The following is an 18,929-nucleotide window of genomic DNA, read 5'->3' as shown; positions in this document are numbered from 1 at the left end:
ATGAAAGATTGACAGCGCTTCCATGGCAAATTGAAAACTGCCGCATGGTTAAACGATGGATGGAAAGGATACGCATCGTGAAAAACAATCACGCTTCACCATCGTAAATCTCGTCATGATCTTCACGCACCAAGCAGGCTGGCTCTGTACAGTGATTTCCCGGCCGGCGACGTTCGCTCCCCACGCCATGGACGGCACGGCATCTCCGATGCCAACCACCTTGCTGCGGATGGTCTCGGGCATCGGCAGGCCTGCTCTGCCTGCGGTAGCGTCCACGGACGAGGCGTCAGTTCCGGGACCGGTTCGGTGGGGATCGGGGTTGCCATCGGTACGCAACGGCAGAGGTCGATCCATGCGGAGCGTCTGTCACCTATCGTCTAACCCGTCCTCCCCCTGGTGAGCGCGAGCATCGGCATCGGCTTCGGCGGATTCGCGATTCTGGCTCTTCGGGCGGACCCAAGCCAACACACCGTCGACCGACCGCATGATATCGAGGTGCGGAACCTCAGATCGCTTGAGGAATGGACGATGCGCGCGATTGATCGCCTGTCTGCCTCGGAGGCGGAACTCGCCTCCGCAACTGCCGCTCCCCACCCGGAGGAGATGAGAGCGACGGTCGATCTCACGATCGGCCAATCGATCGCGTTTCGGGCAACGGCTCGGGCAACGCCTGCCGGACTCGTGTCCGCAGCGCTGCTCGTCGCCGCAACGCTCGTTCCCCTCGTGTGGCTGGCTCGAACCCGACGCGATTGAAGCTTTTCTCGAAGAGCAGTGGCACCGGCTGCCGGACAACGGTCGCCGCAGCCGGAACCTGTCGTCGGCGGCAGGGCGGTCGCTGAACACCGCCGCCCTGATTTGCGAGCCTGGATCGCCGCAGCACGCGATCTGGGCGCGGCGCCTCCACCCTGCTGATTTGCACACCCGATGCCGGCTTGAATCTGCTCAATGGCCGGCTGCACCCGGCCCATCGCCTTCACGCGGTGGCCGCCCTGGTTCAAGGTCGCCTCACGCAGCGATGCCAAAGCGGTCCCTCGGGACGTAAACATGTCCGCTCCGTTCGCGAGAGAAGTCTGGTCGCGAATGCAGGCCGTGGAGAGCGAGCTGGCCTGTCTCAGCGCGGCGAACAGCGTCTCCAGCGAACCGGTCTCCTGGCATGAGGGTTCGGCGGACGCGGAAGCTGATCAGAGAGCGCGCGAGACGCGGCCTGCCGAGCGGTACCCGACGGCCTCTAAAGGGGGCGGGAGAGCGGGCGCGAGAATTGCTCGCATCCGGCCAAGGATCTGAGATCCCGACGATCTCTGGTGTGCTCGGAAATGGCGCGTTTCGCGCAGAATGCCTGGTGGTGCACGCAGTCGTCTGCGAGCCGGTCTCTACCTCCCCTTCCCTGCTAACAGGGAAAACAAGAGAGAAAATGCCCTCGTTGGGATCATTGCCCGCGGCTTTAGCGGCATGCGGCCTCGATTTCACAGACACATAGAGCAGGTCCCGCGCTGCTTGAGACGGGTTTGCGGGTGGGGCGTTGACGGGTGAAGGAGATTGCCCATGCCTTCGCCCCTGTCTGTGGACCTGCGCGAGCGTGTCGTGGCTGCCGTGGCGGCGGGTGCCTCCTGCCGTCGCGCCGCCGCTCGCTTCGGGGTCAGCGTGTCCAGCGCCAGCCGCTGGTCGGAGCGCTTCCGCCACGAGGGCCAACTCGCCCCCAAGCCCATGGGCGGCGATCACACCTCGAAGCAGATCGAGGCGCATGCCGCGCTGATCCTGGCGACCTCTAGCCACGAGCCGCGTCTCTTCCTGCGTGAGCTGCGCGACCGCTTGGCTGAGCGGGGCGTGCAGACCAGCACGAGCGGCCTGTCGCGCTTCGTCCAGCGGCACGGGATCACCTGGAAAAAGGGGCGACGCACGCATCTGAGCAGGAGCGCGCCGACGTACGGGCTGCCCGCGAGGCTCGGTTCGAGGCTCAGCCGGAGCTCGATCCGGACCAACTCGTATTCTTGGACGAGGCGGGCGCAGCCACCAACATGGCGCGCCGCTATGGCTGGGCTCCGTGCGGCGAGCGCTGCCGGCTTGCGGCGCCGCAGGGGCACTTCAAAACCACCACCGTCACGGCCGTCCTGCGCTACCCACGGGCTGTGCGCCACCGCGCTGTTGGATGGCCTCACCAACGGCAGGCACTTTCGCAGCTATGTCACCGAGACCCTAATCCCGGTGCTGCAGCCGGGCGACATCGTCGTCATGGACAACCTGCCCGCCCACAAAGTCGCAGGCGTGCAGGCCGCGATCGAGGCAGCCGGAGCCCGGCTCATGTACCTGCCGTCCTACAGCCCCGATCTCAACCCGATTGAGCAGGCCTTTGCCAAGCTCAAGGCGCTGCTGCGCAAAGCGGCAGCTCGCACCATCGCGGATCTCTGGGCGGCAATCCGGCAGGCTTTCATCCGCTTCATCCCGCAGGAGTGCCGCAACTACCTCGCTGCAGCCGGATGCGAGGACGGCTTGGCCGTCGCTATGTGACCGGGAACAGCTCTAGCCTTATGGAATGAGACATGTTCAGCTTTCATAAGCCGACACGGGGTTGAGCGGCTGCCCGCTGCAGAGCTTGTCAGGCCCCAGATCTGACCCTTACCCCCTGACGCGCTGCTTGCGAGCCTATAAAGACGCTCGAACGATGATCAGGTCTTGTTCGATCAAGCAGCCCACGCAGAACTGGCAGAAAGAAGGAGAGTTCTGATCCTGCGTTGGCCAATCGTTGGTCCGCTGCCGAACGGTACATTCGAGGTTAAGGCGCTACTGCGGCGCGGGCATAGTATGAGCGACATCGGCGCCCCCTTCACCAACGAGCAGCTGACCGAACTGGCTCTGACCCAGGCGGAGAGTGTAAATCAGACCGGGAAAGCCCTGGCGGCGACGGCCCATCAGACCATCGCGGGATTGGTGATGAATGCGCTTCTGCTGCACGAGCTGGAGCGTCTTGGCCTCGTAGACCACGACGCCCTAAGGGCGGAGGCTGTTGAGCGGGCGCGGTCGATCCAACCGCCGGAGGTGGGGGCCAGCGTCGCCCGGGTCATCAAGACGATCTTCGACGGGGTGGCACCCGCCACGCCGAGCGCGGACCTCACCAGCGTCAACGGCCACAGGACGGACGCAAAGCACTGACGCCGCAGCTGGAGCGTATCGTCCGAGCACGAGAGATATCAGCGCCCTCAGGGTGACACATCACACCGTATTGCGAAAAACGAACCGAGGGCGGTCACAGTCAAAGAATGAATTCTCCTGTCCCATTTGATCAAGCACGGATCTCTGCATCGGATCATCTGGCGGCAGGAGGATATGGCTATGCTCTCCTCTGTCGGACAACGCACCAACGGCGGCTCGAATGGGGCGGCTACGGCCGAGAGTTCTGACGGGGCTGAGGAGGCTCCTTCCATCGGCTTCATTCATCCTGACGTGGTGCGGGCGCTCCACACCGTCCTGGTAGAACTCGGCGCGGATCTCGACAGCCTCCTCGGTGAAGCAAACCTCGATCCCCGCCTCTTTGACGGCAGCAGCAAGCCCGTCCCCTTCACCGTGATCGGCCGCCTGATCGCTCTAGCGGCTGAGCGCACGCGCTGCGCGCATCTCGGGCTGCTGGTCGGGCAGCGAACCACCCTGGCCTCGCTCGGCCTCCTCGGCCGACTGCTCCGCCACTCTGCCTCGGTGGGTGACGCCCTGCGGGCTCTGGAAGCGCATGCGCGTGTGCGCGACCGGGGAGCCGTCATCGGCCTCGGTGTCTACGACGACACCGCGGTGCTCAGCTACGCGCCGCATGAGCCCGAGGCCGAGGGCGCGGCTCTGCAACTGGAGCGAGCGCTCGCCACAGTGACCACCCTTCTGAGGGGGCTGTGCGGAGCCGCCTGGGCGCCGCTGGAGGTGCTGCTGCCGCGATCCGCGCCCCTCGACACAGCCCCATACATCGGCTTCTTCAGAGGACCTGTCCGCTTCGATCAGGAAGCGGCCGCCCTGGTGTTCCCTGCCGAGCTCTTGGAGCAGCAGAACGCGGGTGCGGACCCAGCCGTCCGTCGAAGGCTAGAGGACCGCATCCGCCGGCTTGAGGCCGATCAGGTCACCACGCTGACGGACAAGCTTCGCGAGTATCTCCAGACCGCGGTGACCCGGCAACGCTGCACGGCAGAGCGCGTGGCGCGCCTGAGGCTGGTGACCCGCCGCACCTTGAGCCGCCGCTTGCGGGCCGAGGGCACCAGCTTCCGGCGTCTTGCCAGCGAGGCGCAGTTTCGGGCGGCCAAGCAACTGCTCGCCGACACCAGCATGAGCTTGGCACAGATCTCCGGCTGCCTCGACTTCTCCGAGCCTGCCGCCTTCACGCACGCCTTCCGCCGCTGGTCGGGCACGACGCCAAGTGCATGGCGCCGGGCGAACCGACCAGAGACGCAGCGCGGCGAAGGTCCTGAGGAGCGTCGCGCGTTCGGGAGGAGGGACACGGGATGCAGCAGCACGTTCGTGCCTGGGCCTGCGCCCTCGTGATGCTCGCCGGGGAGGCGAGCGCGCAGGACGCCCGCACGCCTCTTCTGGACCGGGCGGATGCGCGCATGCGGATCGGCGCCGCCTCGCTGGTGCCGACGCTCCGCGGCCGCCGGCTCCATGCCGATCACAAGCTCGTCGTCGGCCGTGTGGAGGACGCGCGGGTCTCCTCCCCGGCGGGTTCGGGACGCCGTGGCCGCCATGGATGACCTATCGCACTATTCGGTCGTCGAGCGCCTGCGCGGTGGGCTCACGCTGGAGATCCGCGCGCTGAGGCCGGACGACCGCGCGGGATTGCTGGCCGCGGTTGACCACACCAGCGCCCAGTCGCTCTATCGCCGCTTCTTCGGCGCAAAGCGACACTTCACCGACAAGGAGATCGCCTTCTTCCTCAACGTCGACTTCACGAGTCACGTGGCCCTCGTGGCGACCGTGGACGAGGATGGAGAGCGCGTGATCGTCGGCGGCGCGCGCTATGTCGTGACGCAGCCTGGTCAGGCCGAGGTGGCGTTCACCGTGATCGACCACTACCAGGGCCGGGGCGTCGGCGCCGCGCTGATGCGGCACCTCGTCGACATCGCCCGCAGGAGCGGGCTCGCGGAACTGACCGCGGAGATCCTGCCGGGCAATGCCCCGATGCTGAAGCTGTTCGAGCGCTGCGGGTTGCCGCTCGGCAGGCGGCGTGAGGCGGAGGCGGTCCACGTGGTGCTTCGCCTGACCTGAGTGCTGCAGGCTCCGGCGATTCCATTCTCCTGAAGGAGGATCGGCAGCCGTCTCAACAGCGCCGGGTCCCGACTGCCCCGTGCGCGCCCGCGCAGCCGGCCCGGCACATGCCGCGGAGACAGGCGACGGCCTTCGCCTCGCCCGGCGCGAGACCCCGGCGGACGGGCCCAGGATCACCGAGACGCATTTCGTCACGCGCCCTCCGCCGGACGGGTCGTTCCGGGTTCCCGCAAGGCCGTGTCGAGCTCGGGCACGATGAGTTCGGCCTCGGTGGCGGCCAGCACCTCCTCGACGCTCACGCCCTCCGCCGTCTCGGCCAGCGTTGCCCGCCCCTGAGGAAAGGCGATGACCGCCAGTTCCGTCACGACAAGGTCGACCGGGCGTGCAGAGGTCAGCGGCAGAGAGCACGCGCGGACGATCTTCGACCGGCCCTTGGCGGTGTGCTGCATGGCCACGATCACGCGCTTGGCTCCGGTCACCAAGTCCATCGCGCCGCCCATGCCCGGGACCATCTTGCCGGGCACCATCCAGTTCGCGAGGCGTCCCTGCTGGTCGACTTGAAGGCCGCCGAGCACCGTCAGGTCCAGATGCCCGCCCCGGATGAGCGCGAACGACATCGCGCTGTCGAAGGCAGACGCCCCAGGCAGCGCCGTCACAGGCTTGCCGCCGGCATCGGTGAGCCAGCGCAGCGCCATGCCCTGCTCGGGGACCGGGCCCGTGCCGATCAGCCCGTTCTCCGACTGGAAGAACACGTGAATGCCGGCCGGGACATAGTTGGCGACGAGGGTTGGGATGCCGATGCCGAGGTTCACAAGCATGCCGTCGCGGAGTTCGCGGCCGATGCGTCGTGCGATGACGATCTGAGGGTCCATGGGGTCAGCACCTCGCGATGACGTAGTCGACGAGGGGAGCCGGGGTCACGACGTGGTCGGGCGCGATCACGCCGACCGGGACGACGTGCTCCGCGCAGACCATGACCGTGCGCGCCGCCATGGCGATGAGCGGATTGAAGTTGCGCCCGGTCAACGCGTAGGTGAGATTGCCAAGGTAGTCGCAGAGGAAAGCCTGGACGAGGGCGAAATCCGCCTGAAGGGCGGTTTCAAGCAGGTATTCCCGGCCACCGACCTCGATCGTCTGTTTCCCCTCCTCGACGACCGTCCCGATACCGGTCGGGGTGAGAATGCCGCCGAGGCCGCAACCACCGGCGCGGATGCGTTCCACCAATGTCCCTTGCGGCACCAGCTCCACCTGCAGGCCGTCCTCGATCATCTGCTTCTGGGTTTCAGGATTGAGGCCGATATGGCTTGCGACCACCCGCCGGAGCGCTCTGGCTGTCACCAGCTTACCGATACCGATGCCGGGCGAGGCAGTGTCGTTGGCGATGATCGTCAGGTCGTGCCGCGCCTGCCGGACGAGTTCGTCCATCAGCGGCTCGGGAGTCCCCACACCCATGAAGCCGCCGACCATCAGCGTGGCCCCATCGGGAATCGAAGCCACCGCCTCGTCGAGCGCGATCATCTTCATGTCGCACCTCGTTTCCTCTTCGATCCGAGCGCTCCCCGCTCACGCGCTAGTAGGCGTAGGAGGCAGGACGGTATGTGCCGGGCGGATTCCATCCATATCGTCCGGTGGCGGGCACCCGTGTCGCCACAACAGGAGCACCCGGGTCGAACGGCAAAAGGGCGGCGCCGGCGGACATGAAGCCGGCCAGCGCGCGCAGGTCGTCCGGCTGGCGTGGGTCGCGCGAGATGAACTCGGTCTCGCGCTGGAACCGGAGGTTGCAGGCTCGTGAGGGTAGGCGCCCGCTCGGAGCGCAGGCGTCATGCCGGGCGCAGGCGGCATCGAGCGCGTCGGTGGGAGGCAGCGGCGCGTTGTTGCCCATCCCGCAATAGTTGCCGTGGATGAGCGCCGCCGGCCGGCGAACGGAGCCCTCCGATTGGGCGAGCGCGGGCGAGATCTGGCAAGCTGCGGCGAGGAGGGGAATTACGATCCTGAGGGTCATGGCGTGAGACCTCGCAACCTGGAGACGCAGATCCTGGCGTGAGCGCGGCCGTTCGCGTCATCGGCGGCTCTGGCCCATTCACCGGACGGAGAGGGTCTGTCCGGACCCGGTTGAGCGGGACGGCATGTCAATAGGGACGGCAGACACCGGAATTCGCGTCGTAGTAGCGATAGGGCCCGCAGCCACCGTAGGCCGCACCGTAGCCAGCGGCGGCGGCAGCGCCGACCGCGGCCGCGCCCAGCCCGTAGCCACGATACCCGTAGCCGTAGCGGCCGTAGCCGTAACGCCCGACCCGTCCGTACCCTCCGCGATAGCCGCCCGCCACCGCGCCGCGATAGCCGCGGAACCCGCCCGCACGAACGCCGTGGAATCCGCCGCCACGGAACCCACCCCCGCGGAAGCCACCCCCATGGAATCCACCGCCGCGGAAGCCGCCGCCACCGCCACGGAACCCGCGAGCATCGGCCGCCACGCTGGTCACGATGAGGGCGGCGAAGGCTATGGAGGCAATCAGGAGAGATCTCATGGGGCTGTCCCTTCGCTCGAGGACGGCACGGCCGGTCGCGGCAAGCCGGGTCCGATCGTGCGGCCGGACACCAAGCCCGCCCAGCATCATCCCCATGGCGTGGGGACTGTAATGCCAAGGCGGTTCCGCCGCTTGATCCAAGGGGACAGCCGGCGAAGTCTCCGGCAGCCGAGATGTGCCGGCTGCGCCCCCAGGTGGGCCGCCTGTCAATGAACATGGGTCAAGGAGACACGGCTGCCGTCGTCCGTCACAGTCACAGCACCGGCTTCGTTTTACATGGCCTGACATGTCATAGGGCGAACGCTGTGGCGTGCGGCCTATGCCAAATGAGCTTTAGCCTGTAATCTTTGAGTGATCCCTGGCGACAAAACTTTTCGCTGGGTAGATGCAGTGACCATCAGGAGCCCGGTTTATTCGGGTCCAGCCAGGGGCATGCCAGCCCCCTTCCCTAGACAGAGAAGGAAACTAGTCGAGAAAAGCCGGCGAAGCTGTCCGTACAATCGTGCATGTCGATGATTGGAGGCGCCCAGATGAGTATCGCCAGCATCATGGTCTCCCTCGACCTCGGACCAACGGCCGCGGCCCGTGTCCGGCTCGCAGCCGGTCTTGCGAGCCGGTTCGGCGGCACGCTCACCGGTGTAGCCGCGCGCAAGGTCCCCAATCCCGGACCGGGCGAGGACCTCGAGACCTTACAGGCGGCGTACAAGCGGGAGCAGGCCAAGCTCAGCATGGATCTGTTTCAGTGCCGGAACCTCTTCGAGCAGAGTTGCGGCGTCGATATCCGACCGAACTGGCGTCAAGCTGAGGCTGACCCGACAGCCTTCCTCGTCCGGCAGGCGCTGGCCGCGGACATCGTGGTCGTTGGGCGCGAGACAGACAACATCGTCGGAGGCATGATCCCATCGCCAGGCGCAGTGTTGATGGAGGTTGGCAGGCCGGTCTTGGTGACGCCGCCGGGCTCCGATCACCTCAAGGCCGAACGGATCGTCGTCGCTTGGAAGGATGCGCCTGAGGCGCGGCGCGCAATCTCGGCCGCTCTGCCGTTCCTGCGTGGCGCGAAGCGGGTCTACGTCGTGAGCGCGGGCGAGGAGGCAGCCACCTCCAGTGCCGAGGAGGTCTCGGAGTTCCTGGCCCTCCACGGCGCACAGGCGGAGGCGCGCCTTCTGAATGCGGCGATGCAAGACGTTGCCGCTGAGATCCTGCGTTTCGCGGCCCAGGAGGATGCAGATCTCGTGGTGATGGGTGGGTATGGCCATTCGCGCCTGCGGGAATGGTTGTTCGGCGGGGTCACGCGAGACGTTCTGCAACACTCGCGGATGTGCTGCTTGCTGAGCCATTGACGGCCAAGATTTCGCTCGTCCGGCAGGAGATTCGTGCTCCTGCAGCCATCCCTGCTCAGGCAGAGGTCGCCTGGGGCGGATGTGCAGAGCGAAGCGGTGAAGCGGCACCGGGGCAGCCGATCTGATGCAGGGCGAGGACGAGCCAAAGGCGTGGACTGTCGTTCGGGACGCTCGATGAGTGCCGCCTCACGGCTTCGCCGACGCGTTCGGTGACGATATCGGTACGGATTCTTGCTCATGTTCGAATTCCCGGTCCTCGTCGGCGATATCGGCGGCACCAACGCGCGCTTCGCGCTGGTGGAGGCGAAGGGCGCCGCACCGCGGGTCCTGTCCCACGAGGCGACGGCCGGCCATCCGGACCCGTCGAGCGCGATCCGCGCGGCGCTTGCCAAGGGCGGCGAAGCGCCCGCTCCCCGCTCGGCGATCCTCGCCATCGCGGGGCGCGTCGACGGGCCGGCGGTGCAGCTCACCAACGCCCACTGGGTGATCGCGGGCGAGCGGATCGCCCGGGATTTCGGCCTCTCCAGCGCCGTCGTCGTCAACGATTACGTGCCCGTCGCCGCGGGCGCGGCCGGCATCGCGCCGGACGACCTCACCGTGATCGGCCCGGCGCGGCCGGAGGCGCAGGGCGCCCGCCTCGTGCTCGGCCCCGGCACGGGGTTCGGCGCCGCGGCGCTGGTGCCCTATGCCGACCGCCTCGCCATCGTCTCGACGGAGGCCGGGCACACGGAATTCGGCCCGACCGACGCGTTCGAGGAGCAGGTCTGGCACGCGGTCGAGCGCGTCGAGGGGCGCGTCACGGTCGAGGCGCTGCTGTCGGGGCCCGGCCTCGCGCGGCTGCACGCGGCCGTCCACCAAGTCCGCTCGGGGAGCCCGCGGGACAAGCTCGACCCGGCCGCGATCACCCGGGCCGGGCTCGCGGCGGAGGATCCGCACGCGGCCGAGACGCTCGCCCTGTTCGCCCGCCTCCTCGGCCGGGCCTGCGGCGACCTCGCCCTGACCTTCCTGGCCACGGGCGGCGTCTACATCGGCGGCGGCATCGCGCCCCGCATCGTGCGGGTGCTGCAGGCGGGGGGCTTCCGGGAGGCGTTCGAGCGCAAGGCGCCCTTCGCGCAGATGATGGCGCAGATCCCCACGAGCGTGATCACGGTCCACGACCCGGCCCTGACCGGGCTCGCGGCGCTGGCGAGCGAGGGCGCGGCCTTCGTCTATCACGGGCAGATCTGGCGGGCGGCGGGCTGACGGTTGTCCCTCGCGCCGCGGCATTTCAGTCGGATCGCCAAGTGCCAGCCACATCATCTTCGGACGTTACCGACGGCCTTGAACCGGCGAAGAGCGCCTACTTCCGCCCAATCAGGATGTCCCCGTTGATCAAGCGCAGGAATTCATCCGGCATAGAATGAGGGTGCAAAATGAGTGAAGGCGCATCTCATCATGCATGGCCTGAAAGACGTCACGCCATCTTCGGGCGTGTAAGAAAGTCAGAATCCTTGATGGAGTATGATCTATTCCGGCAAATAGGCGCCCACTTCGCTCGACAACGTACCAGTGCGCAGTGTTAGGACATCTAAATAAGGAGGCGTGAGCATGCAGGTCGCGATGTTCAGCGCGAAAAACTACGAACGGGCGCTTCTCAATGAACTCAATTCAGGTCACGGCCATGACCTCGTCTATTTCGATGCGCTTCTCGAACCCGAGACGGCCTCGCTCGCGGCCGGCTTCCCGGCGATCAGCGTCTTCGTCAATGATTCCGTCAACCGCGATGTTCTGCAACGTCTCGCCCATGGCGGAACGAAGCTGGTCGCGACACGCTGCACGGGCTTCAATCATATCGACCTCGATGCGGCGGAGGAATTCGGCATTCGCGTTGTGCGGGTCACCAACTATTCTCCCAATTCCGTAGCCGAATTCGCGGTCGGCTTATTGCTGGCGCTCAACCGCAAGATTCACCGGGCCTACAACCGGACGCGCGAGGGCAATTTCAAGCTCGACGGCCTGATGGGCTTCGATCTCGTCGGGCGTACCGTGGCGGTGATCGGCACTGGAAAGATCGGGACCATCTTCGCCCGGATCATGGCGGGCTTCGGCTGCAGGGTGGTCGGCTTTGACGTGCATCACTCACCCGAGTTCGAGAGGATTGGCGGACGGTACGTCGATGCCAAAGGTGTCGAAGAGGCGGATGTCATTTCGATGCATTGTCCCTTGACGCCCGAGACCTATCACATCGTCGATGCGCGGACGCTTGGGCGCGTGAAGAAGGGCGCGCTGCTCATCAACACGAGCCGAGGCGGGTTGGTCGACACCGACGCGGCGATCGAAGCGCTCAAGTCCGGCCGCCTCGGCGGATTGGCGATCGACGTTTACGAGCAGGAAGCGGATCTCTTCTATAGAGACCTGTCGAGCGCGGTCATCCCGGACGACGTCATCCAGCGTCTCATCTCATTCCCGAACGTGATCGTAACAGGACACCAAGCCTTCTTCACGCGCGAGGCCCTGGAGACGATTCTCGGCACAACTCTCACAAGCATATCGGAATTCGAGTCGGGCCGGCCTCTGACCAATGAGATTGCTGCACTAGGCCGATCCGGAGGATGACCGATGCTGCGCCCGCGCTATATTCCGCCCGAGGATATATTTCCCCCCAATCCTTGGGCGTTCGAGGCTGTCCGCTACGACGCGAGGCTGGCGCGAGAACTGACCGGACAGGCCGAGACGATGTTCGCCCTGTCAAACGGATATCTGGGCATTCGCGGCACGGCGGAGGAGGGCATGCCGGTCCGAGAAGCCGGCACCTACCTCAACGGCTTCTACGAACACCGGCCGATCTCCTACGGTGAGCATGCCTACGGCTTTCCGACGGTTGGCCAGAGCATCCTGAACTGCCCGGATGGCACGGCCTTGAAGCTCTTCGTCGAAGACGAGCCGTTCATCGTTCCGCAAGCGGAAATCCTGTCGTACCGGCGGGCCCTCGATCTGAAAGCCGGCACGCTGAACCGTGATGTCCGCTGGGTTTCACCCACGGGCAAGCGCTTGCTCATGCGGACGGTTCGATTGGTCTCGCTCGCGCACCGGCATCTCGCCGCCATCGAGTTGGAACTCATCGCGGAGGACGCGGACGTCGAGGTCGCGGTGTCGTCGGAACTCGAGAACTATCAGCCGCTGAGCGCCGACACGATGGACCCCCGCCTCGCGGAGGGATTCGTTGGCCGGGTCCTACATCCTACAGGGACGCAGTCCGAGGGCTCGCGGGCGATATTGAGCTACCGGACAGCAAGTTCCGGCTTGAGCCTCGGTTGCGGGATGGACCACAGCGCCTTCGCCGAATGTTCGATCTTTACAGAGTTGGTCTGTAACGACGACTCTGCGGCCGTCATATTTCGCTGCAAGCTTTCTCGAAAAAGGCCGCTGCGCATTTACAAGTACTTGAGCTATCACTATTGCGACATGCCCGGCTCCGCGCAGATCCTGTTCCAGGCCGCCTCCACCCTCGATAGGGCGAAAACGCATGGATTTCAGGCGATCCTTGAGCGTCAGAGGAGCGATGTCGGGCGCTTCTGGGCACGGGCCGATGTCACGGTGGAGAGCGACAATCCGAGGACGCAGCAGACGATTCGGTGGAATCTCTTTCAGCTTCTGCAAGCTTCGGAACGAGCGGAGGGACACGGGATCGGCGCCAGGGGCCTGACCGGACGAACTTACGAGGGACATTACTTCTGGGATACGGAAATCTACGTCCTGCCGTTCCTGATCTATACGAACCCTTCGATCGCGCGCAGCGTCCTCAAATTTCGCTACGATATGCTGGACAAAGCGCGGGCGCGGGCGCGCGAGCTTGGACACCGCGGAGCCACCTTTCCCTGGCGGACCATTAATGGTGAGGAGGCATCAGCCTACTATGCGGCGGGAACTGCGCAGTACCACATCAACGCCGACATCGCCTACGCGCTGCGGAAATACGTCGAGGTTACTGGCGATGAGGAGTTTCTCTGGAGCTATGGCGCAGAGATCCTGATCGAGACCGCACGCCTCTGGTTCGATCTCGGCTTCTTTTCCGACATGAAAGGCGGCCGCTTCTGCATCAACGGCGTCACCGGACCGGACGAATATACGGCGATCGTCAACAATAACTGCTTCACCAACCTGATGGCGCGAGAGAACCTGCGCTACGCCGTCCAGACCGTGCGCGCTCTCGAGCGCCTGCGTCCCGAGCGGCTCGCTACGCTGGTTGCTCACACGGGCCTCGAGCGTTCAGAACTCGGCCACTGGGAGGAGGCGTCCGAGCGGATGTACCTGCCCTACGATGAGCGCCTCGGAGTGCATCCTCAGGATGACGATTTCCTCGACCTGGAACGTTGGGACTTCGCGTCGACATCGGAGGATGAATATCCCCTCCTGCTGCATTATCATCCTCTGAATCTCTACAGATCTCAGGTGATCAAGCAGGCTGACACGGTGATGGCCATGTTTCTGTTGAATGGTCATTTCACGCGAGACGAGAAAAGGCGGAATTTCGAATATTATGACCCTCTGACGACGCACGACTCATCCCTGTCGGTCTGCATTCAGAGCATCGTTGCAAACGAGATCGGCCTCGAGCAGAAAGCGATCGAGTATTTCGACTTCGCGGCGGCGATGGACATGTCGGATATCGGCGGCAACATGATGCACGGCGCTCATGTTGCCGCGATCGGCGGTACTTGGCTCGCCCTCGCCTATGGCTTCGCCGGACTGCGCGACAGCGAAGGCCACATCTCGTTCAATCCCATTCTGCCGAAGGCATGGTCGGCGTTCAAGCTCGTCCTGACCGTGAGGGGGCAGACATTTCGGATCGAGATCGACCACGCGTCGGCGACATACCGGCTACTCAACGGCGAGCATGTGGGCTTCTCGCACGCCGGTGAAGAGTGCGTCCTGTCCTCCGCGGAGCCGGTCCTGATCCGCCCGGTCGGGCCTTTGCGAGCGGACCCTGGCGGCTTCAGCAAACCGAACTGACCAGCCCGCGAGCGGCTGGGCAGCAGCCGAGGTTCGGATCCGAGCAGGAAGACTGGCCGGGTCCGTGGCCGAAGACGCTGGTGCGGGCTGCGCTGAAGATCCTCGGGATTCGATGGCCAGCGTACTTAAGCGGAGAGCTCTTCCATGATGGCCTCAATCAGCGAGCTCATCGGGACACAGCCGATCCTCGCCCTCTTCCTCACCATCGGCCTTGGCTACGCGGTGGGACAGATCAGGTTTCTGGACTTCTCGCTCGGCGTGGGGGCGGTGCTGTTCGTCGGCCTGTTCATCGGTGCTATCGCACCAAAGGTGCAAATCTCCGGACCGCTCGGCCTGGTCGGTCTGATCATGTTCCTCTACGCGATCGGCATTCTCTACGGCCGTCAGTTCTTCGAGGGCCTGTCGGGACCCGGGCGCATCTACAACCTGCTGGCGGCCGTCGCTGTCATCGCCGGACTGCTGGTCGCGCTCGGCCTCGGCGCTGTCTTTCAGGTCAGTCTCGGCCACACGCTCGGCATCTTCTCCGGCTCGATGGTCAGCACGGCGGCCTTGCAGGCCGCGATCGACACGATCGGGAGCCGGGAACCCTCGATCGGCTATTCGGTCACGTATCCGTTCGGCGTGATCGGCCCCATCCTGTGCCTCTACTTCATGACGCGGCGCGTGAAGCCGGTCTTTCCGCAAAAACCCGTCCGCTTCCACATTGGCGAGGTCACGGTCGAGCGACTGCCGGCCGGCAGCGCCACGCTCGGCGCCGTCATGGCGACGCTGCCCGAGGGCGTGCAGATCGCGGGCGTGCGGCAAGAGCACCACAATCGACTGCCCGATCCAGGTCTCGAACTGCATCCCGGCGACGCGCTCCTGATCGCGGCCGATCGGGCGGCGGCCGTGGACGAGGTCGCCTCAGCCCTCGGACATGTCGACCGGGGCCGGCTCGCCAGGGATCGCGGCGACATCACCTACCAGCGCTTCTTCGTCTCGAAGCCGGCGCTGACCGGGGTGACGCTGGCGGAATTGCCCTCGCCCCCCGGCGTCCCGATCCGCATCCTGCATGTCCGGCGCTACGACATGGACCTGATGCCCTCGCCGGACCTGATGCTGGAGCTGGGCGACCGGGTCGGCATCCTCGTGGCACCCGACCACGTGGCCGAGGCGCGGGCGCATTTCGGCGACACGGTGAAGGCGGCCGCGGATTTCAGCTATGTCTCCGTCGGCCTCGGCATGGTGCTCGGCGTCCTTCTGGGCCTGATCCCGATACCGGTGCCCGGTGTGGGCATCGTCACCCTCGGCATCGGCGGCGGCCCGCTCATCGTGGCGCTCATTCTCGGCAGGCTTCGGCGCACCGGGCCGCTGAGCTGGGTCATGCCGCTGCCCGCCAACATCGTGCTGCGGAATCTCGGCCTGACGCTGTTCCTCGCGACGGTCGGGATCAATTCCGGTCAAGCCTTCGTCACGACCGTCGCGCAGACCGGGCCGCTGATGCTGCTGATCGGGGTAGCGGTGCTGCTGACGACCGTGGCGGTCGTGCTGCTCGCCGGCTTCTATCTGCTCGGGATCCCGTTCGACGATTTGCTCGGCGTCGCCTCCGGCGCCACGGGCAATCCCGCGATCCTGGCCTATTCCGCCCGCACGGCGCCGACGGAGCGGCCGGACGTGTGCTACGCGATGATTTTTCCCTCGATGACCATCGTGAAGGTCTTCAGCGTGCAGGTGCTCGGCCTGCTCTCCCTCGCCGGCTGACCTTTGCCGTTGCGCCTTGAACGGGATGGTGAGCGCGTTGCGCTAGGCCTCGACCTCCGCCACGCTAGGCAGGGCCTCGGACGACAGGTCGACGCGCAGGGGTGACCGCGCGTTCAGGGTCTGCGTGAGGCCCGCGATCGTGATGTCCATCGCGTCGCCCTCGATCAGTGTCGCCTCCACCGCATCACGGGCGAGGCTGAGGCTCACGGACCGGCCCCTCCACCGGACCTTGAACGTGAGGCGGTTCCACGTGCGCGGCAGCTTGGGATCGAGTTCCAGCGCCTCGCCCATGAGGTTCAGGCCTGCGATGCCCAGGACCGCAGCCTGCCACAGCCCGCCAAGGCCGGCGATCCGAATGCCGCCGGCGCTGTTCGGATCCGGGTCGAGGTCGAGTGCGGCGGTCTCGCGCATGTAGCGGAGCGCCATGTCGGCGTCTCCGAGACGGGCGGCCACGCGCGCATGCATCGCCGCGCTCAACGAGCTGCCATGGGCACACAGCGGCTCGTAATGGCGGAAATTGATCGTCGCTCCGTGCCCGGAAAACGCTTCGGGCAACAAGGCTATCAGGGCCACGACGTCGGCCTGCTTCACGACCTGCGAGCCTTGCGTCTGCTCACGGCCGATCACCACGTCGATCGGGAGCGCGTGGTCGGCGTAGTCCGACACGTTGAGCCTCTTCAGGGCGTGGAAGCCGGCGAACTGCTCGTACAATGCGGTCGCGGGGTCGAGGCCGGTGACGATCCGCCCCATCGCGTCCCGCCAGTCGTCGAGTTCGCTTTCGTCGAGCGCGAGCCTCTCCCGAAGCGTCGAGGCCCGATCAGGCCAGCGCGCCCGCAGCAGGTCCAGCGCCTCGAGGGCGCGGGCGATGTTCCAGCGTGCCATCACGTTGGTGAAGGCGTTGTCGTCCACATCCTCGTGGTACTCGTCCGGCCCGATCACCCCGCGGATGTGGCGCCCATCCGCCTCGGCAACGGCGCGGGATGCCCAGAAGCGCGCGGTCTCAAGGAGGATCTCGGCACCCGCGTCGCGGAAGAAGTCGTCGTCGCCGGTCGCGCGCCAGTACTGCCAGACCGCGTAGGCGACGTCGGCGCTGATGTGGTGCTCCATCTTGCCGGTCAGGATCTCGATCGGCTTCCCGTCGGGCCCCAGCACCGATTCCGGGGTGGTCTCCACGCCGGTGTCGGCCGACTCCCAGGGGTAGAGCGCGCCTCGGAAACCGCACAGCGCAGCCTTCGCGCGCGCGCCGGGCAGGGTGTGATACCGGTACATCAGCAGCGCGCGCGCCGCTTCGGGCCAGACGGCGGTGTAGAACGGCAGGAGGTAGATCTCGGTGTCCCAGAAGACATGGCCGAAATAGGCGTCGCCGGTCAGGGCGCGCGCACCGATCGACACACGGTCGTCGTCGGGATTTGCCGCGCTCGTCAGATGGTACACGGCGAACCGCAGGGCGCGCTGCAGGTCGTCGTCGCCGTCGATGCGGATGCCGCTGTCGCTCCAATGTGCATCCCAGGCGGCCTCGTGCTCCTGGAGGATGGCGCGCCAGCCCACGGCGGTGCTGCGCTCCAGCGCGGCAGTGGCTTGCGGCGCCGGGTCTTCCGCCGACCGATCGGCCCGGGCGACGGCGACGAGGCGGGCGAATTCTGCGACCTCGCCGGCGGTCGACCGCCAACGCCAGACCCAACGCAGCGGGAACGGACGCTCGGGCCTGAGCGAGACGTCGTTGAGGTTCAGCGACGCGGCACCGGCCATCGCGACGACCTTGCCGGTCCCTTCGGTGCGCCAAGCACCCAGGTCGCTCTCGAGACGCACCGGCTCCATGCCGAGGCCGGCAAGCCCGAAGCTCGCTTCGAGGCGGACCTCGATGCCGTCACGGTCCAGCACGATCCGCTGCAGCTGCAGTCCCACCGCACGGTCCGCCAGCGACAGGAGGCGAAGCTCGTGGCCCGACGCGGTGATCCCCGCCGGCGTCCGATGCGTCCATTCGGAGAGCAGCAAGCCGCGCCGCATATCGAGCCGGCGCAGGCCGTGGAGCACCTCCCCCTCGCGCGCCACCAGCGGCTCTCCATCGAGGATGAGGCGGACCCGCGACCAGTCGGCGACGGGCACGAGCGCGGGCACGGGCGGCTCGGTGTTGGGCAGGTCGAACAGCCCGGCCACGTAGCAGCGCGGCCACGAGGCCCATCGGATGTAGCCGAGCCAGCTCGCCCAGGTCGGTCCTCGGCCCGTCGAGCGCGACGCACGCATGCCGAGGAAGCCGTTGCCGAGAGCGAAGCGGGACTCGACCGCGCTCTCCGTGAGCACGCTGTAGCCTTCGTGCGCCAGAACCCAGCCGGGCTCCTCGGTCGGTTGAAGCACCTCAAGCATCTGCGACGGGCTCCGTGACGGCCCGGGCGCGCAACGCGCCCTCGGCCAGGGCGGTGACCGCCACCTCATCGAGGCTCGTCACGACGAGATCGGCACCCGCCTCGCGCAGAAGCGCCTCGTCGCCGAGCCGGGCGATCCCGAGGGCGGCCATCCCGCCGGCACGCGCCGCCCGGATGCCGGCGGGCGCGTCCTCCACCACGACGCACCGCGCCGGCGGCGTCTCCACGGCTTCGGCCGCGAGGAGGAAGAGCGCGGGGTCCGGCTTGCCCTTCGGCACCTCGCGGCCGCTGAGATCGGCGTCGAACAGCGAGAGAAGCGTGCGCCCATCCGGCAGCTTCAGGCGGGCCAGCATGGCGGCGGCGTTCCTCGACGAGGAGGCCAGCGCCAGCCGCAGCCCTGCGGCCTTCAGCGCGGCGGAGAAGCGCATGGCGTCCGGGAACACCGCGAAGCTGCCCTCCGCGATCAGCCGGTCGATGAGGGCCTGCTTCCTGGCCGCGTATTCCGCGGTCCGGGCGGCGGCCTGCGGTCCGCCGAGCCGCTCCAAAGTCGCCCGAGCGCCCTCGACGCGCCGCTTCCCGGCGACGTGCGCCTGATAGAAGGCGGTGGTGAAGCCTTCCGGGTCGAGGAACCCTGCCAGCGCCTCGCGCCAAGCGCGCTCGTGCGGCGAATCGACGAGCACGCCGTCCACGTCGAAGATCGCTGCGAGGAGTGCCGGTCTCACCGCACCCGACGC

General features: G+C 66.6%; 16 protein-coding genes and 1 pseudogene. 11 read left to right on the top strand and 6 right to left on the bottom strand.

Going from position 1 to position 18,929, the window contains the following annotated elements:
- Positions 1 to 396: 396 nt before the first annotated feature.
- From DK389_RS34515 to DK389_RS23330, 6 genes and pseudogenes are all read left to right on the top strand, one after another.
- Entirely contained in the window at positions 397 to 753 is a 357-nt protein-coding gene (locus DK389_RS34515; RefSeq protein WP_236960292.1) for a hypothetical protein, read from the top strand.
- A 789-nt stretch (positions 754 to 1,542) separates the two neighbouring features.
- Positions 1,543 to 2,505, top strand: a pseudogene (locus tag DK389_RS23350) (IS630 family transposase).
- Positions 2,506 to 2,799: 294 nt separating this feature from the next.
- On the top strand, positions 2,800 to 3,147 hold the full coding sequence (locus tag DK389_RS23345; RefSeq protein ID WP_109893172.1) for a hypothetical protein: 348 nt from the start codon (positions 2,800 to 2,802) through the stop codon (positions 3,145 to 3,147).
- A gap of 180 nt (positions 3,148 to 3,327) precedes the next feature.
- Positions 3,328 to 4,512: an AraC family transcriptional regulator gene (locus DK389_RS23340; RefSeq protein WP_109893170.1), complete on the top strand. Its 1,185-nt coding sequence runs from the start codon at positions 3,328 to 3,330 to the stop codon at positions 4,510 to 4,512.
- Complete coding sequence (locus DK389_RS23335) at positions 4,473 to 4,718, top strand: hypothetical protein (protein ID WP_236960291.1); 246 nt, start codon at positions 4,473 to 4,475, stop codon at positions 4,716 to 4,718. Before DK389_RS23340 ends, DK389_RS23335 begins: the two co-directional genes overlap by 40 nt.
- The gene (locus DK389_RS23330; protein ID WP_109896760.1) at positions 4,711 to 5,232 is read left to right on the top strand and encodes a GNAT family N-acetyltransferase; all 522 of its coding nucleotides are present in this window, start codon (positions 4,711 to 4,713) and stop codon (positions 5,230 to 5,232) included. The genes DK389_RS23335 and DK389_RS23330 overlap by 8 nt, the downstream gene beginning before the upstream one ends.
- Before the next feature lie 191 nt (positions 5,233 to 5,423).
- Here the strand turns inward: DK389_RS23330 and DK389_RS23325 are convergent, their stop codons facing one another.
- From DK389_RS23325 to DK389_RS23310, 4 genes are all read right to left on the bottom strand, one after another.
- Positions 5,424 to 6,104: a 3-oxoacid CoA-transferase subunit B gene (locus DK389_RS23325; protein ID WP_109893168.1), complete on the bottom strand. Its 681-nt coding sequence runs from the start codon at positions 6,102 to 6,104 to the stop codon at positions 5,424 to 5,426.
- A 4-nt stretch (positions 6,105 to 6,108) separates the two neighbouring features.
- Positions 6,109 to 6,756, bottom strand: a complete 648-nt coding sequence (locus tag DK389_RS23320) for a CoA transferase subunit A (protein ID WP_109893166.1) — start codon at positions 6,754 to 6,756, stop codon at positions 6,109 to 6,111.
- A gap of 46 nt (positions 6,757 to 6,802) precedes the next feature.
- Positions 6,803 to 7,234 (bottom strand): hypothetical protein, encoded by a 432-nt coding sequence (locus DK389_RS23315; RefSeq protein ID WP_109893164.1) that lies wholly within the window; start codon positions 7,232 to 7,234, stop codon positions 6,803 to 6,805.
- A gap of 127 nt (positions 7,235 to 7,361) precedes the next feature.
- A complete protein-coding gene (locus DK389_RS23310) occupies positions 7,362 to 7,760 on the bottom strand; it encodes a hypothetical protein (RefSeq protein WP_109896758.1) in 399 nt (132 codons plus the stop codon).
- A gap of 530 nt (positions 7,761 to 8,290) precedes the next feature.
- On the opposite strand from DK389_RS23310, the gene DK389_RS23305 reads away from it, so the two are divergent.
- The 5 genes from DK389_RS23305 (at position 8,291) to DK389_RS23285 (ending at position 15,832) form a co-directional block, all read left to right on the top strand.
- Positions 8,291 to 9,100: a universal stress protein gene (locus DK389_RS23305; RefSeq protein WP_109896756.1), complete on the top strand. Its 810-nt coding sequence runs from the start codon at positions 8,291 to 8,293 to the stop codon at positions 9,098 to 9,100.
- A 237-nt stretch (positions 9,101 to 9,337) separates the two neighbouring features.
- Complete coding sequence (gene glk / locus DK389_RS23300; protein ID WP_109893162.1) at positions 9,338 to 10,342, top strand: glucokinase; 1,005 nt, start codon at positions 9,338 to 9,340, stop codon at positions 10,340 to 10,342.
- Between the two features lie 345 nt (positions 10,343 to 10,687).
- The gene (locus DK389_RS23295) at positions 10,688 to 11,695 is read left to right on the top strand and encodes a 2-hydroxyacid dehydrogenase (RefSeq protein ID WP_109893160.1); all 1,008 of its coding nucleotides are present in this window, start codon (positions 10,688 to 10,690) and stop codon (positions 11,693 to 11,695) included.
- Positions 11,696 to 11,698: 3 nt separating this feature from the next.
- Positions 11,699 to 14,092 carry a glycoside hydrolase family 65 protein gene (locus tag DK389_RS23290; RefSeq protein WP_109893158.1) on the top strand — a complete coding sequence of 798 codons (2,394 nt, stop codon included), beginning with the start codon at positions 11,699 to 11,701 and terminating at the stop codon, positions 14,090 to 14,092.
- Between the two features lie 144 nt (positions 14,093 to 14,236).
- Positions 14,237 to 15,832 carry an aspartate:alanine exchanger family transporter gene (locus DK389_RS23285; protein WP_109893156.1) on the top strand — a complete coding sequence of 532 codons (1,596 nt, stop codon included), beginning with the start codon at positions 14,237 to 14,239 and terminating at the stop codon, positions 15,830 to 15,832.
- A 42-nt stretch (positions 15,833 to 15,874) separates the two neighbouring features.
- On the opposite strand, the gene DK389_RS23280 is transcribed toward DK389_RS23285, so the two are convergent.
- Both DK389_RS23280 and DK389_RS23275 read right to left on the bottom strand, forming a co-directional pair.
- Positions 15,875 to 18,196 carry a glycoside hydrolase family 65 protein gene (locus DK389_RS23280; RefSeq protein ID WP_109893154.1) on the bottom strand — a complete coding sequence of 774 codons (2,322 nt, stop codon included), beginning with the start codon at positions 18,194 to 18,196 and terminating at the stop codon, positions 15,875 to 15,877.
- Positions 18,189 to 18,917 (bottom strand): HAD family hydrolase, encoded by a 729-nt coding sequence (locus DK389_RS23275; protein ID WP_109893152.1) that lies wholly within the window; start codon positions 18,915 to 18,917, stop codon positions 18,189 to 18,191. Before DK389_RS23275 ends, DK389_RS23280 begins: the two co-directional genes overlap by 8 nt.
- Positions 18,918 to 18,929 lie beyond the last annotated feature (12 nt).

It is taken from the genome of Methylobacterium durans, assembly GCF_003173715.1.
GTDB classification, from domain to species: Bacteria; Pseudomonadota; Alphaproteobacteria; order Rhizobiales; family Beijerinckiaceae; genus Methylobacterium; species Methylobacterium durans.
Note: the sequence above shows the minus strand (reverse complement) of the source record. Positions and strands in the feature narration are given on the sequence as shown.

Bases quoted from the DNA above. Each gene is read 5' to 3' on its own strand.
- glk (WP_109893162.1), top strand. From the start codon at position 9,338: ATGTTCGAATTCCCGGTCCTCGTCGGCGATATCGGCGGCACCAACGCG.
- DK389_RS23330 (WP_109896760.1), top strand. From the start codon at position 4,711: ATGGATGACCTATCGCACTATTCGGTCGTCGAGCGCCTGCGCGGTGGG.
- DK389_RS23320 (WP_109893166.1), bottom strand. From the start codon at position 6,756: ATGAAGATGATCGCGCTCGACGAGGCGGTGGCTTCGATTCCCGATGGG.
- DK389_RS23335 (WP_236960291.1), top strand. From the start codon at position 4,473: ATGCAGCAGCACGTTCGTGCCTGGGCCTGCGCCCTCGTGATGCTCGCC.
- DK389_RS23315 (WP_109893164.1), bottom strand. From the start codon at position 7,234: ATGACCCTCAGGATCGTAATTCCCCTCCTCGCCGCAGCTTGCCAGATC.
- DK389_RS23305 (WP_109896756.1), top strand. From the start codon at position 8,291: ATGAGTATCGCCAGCATCATGGTCTCCCTCGACCTCGGACCAACGGCC.
- DK389_RS23345 (WP_109893172.1), top strand. From the start codon at position 2,800: ATGAGCGACATCGGCGCCCCCTTCACCAACGAGCAGCTGACCGAACTG.
- DK389_RS23340 (WP_109893170.1), top strand. From the start codon at position 3,328: ATGCTCTCCTCTGTCGGACAACGCACCAACGGCGGCTCGAATGGGGCG.
- DK389_RS23280 (WP_109893154.1), bottom strand. From the start codon at position 18,196: ATGCTTGAGGTGCTTCAACCGACCGAGGAGCCCGGCTGGGTTCTGGCG.
- DK389_RS23285 (WP_109893156.1), top strand. From the start codon at position 14,237: ATGATGGCCTCAATCAGCGAGCTCATCGGGACACAGCCGATCCTCGCC.
- DK389_RS23290 (WP_109893158.1), top strand. From the start codon at position 11,699: ATGCTGCGCCCGCGCTATATTCCGCCCGAGGATATATTTCCCCCCAAT.
- DK389_RS23325 (WP_109893168.1), bottom strand. From the start codon at position 6,104: ATGGACCCTCAGATCGTCATCGCACGACGCATCGGCCGCGAACTCCGC.
- DK389_RS23310 (WP_109896758.1), bottom strand. From the start codon at position 7,760: ATGAGATCTCTCCTGATTGCCTCCATAGCCTTCGCCGCCCTCATCGTG.
- DK389_RS23295 (WP_109893160.1), top strand. From the start codon at position 10,688: ATGCAGGTCGCGATGTTCAGCGCGAAAAACTACGAACGGGCGCTTCTC.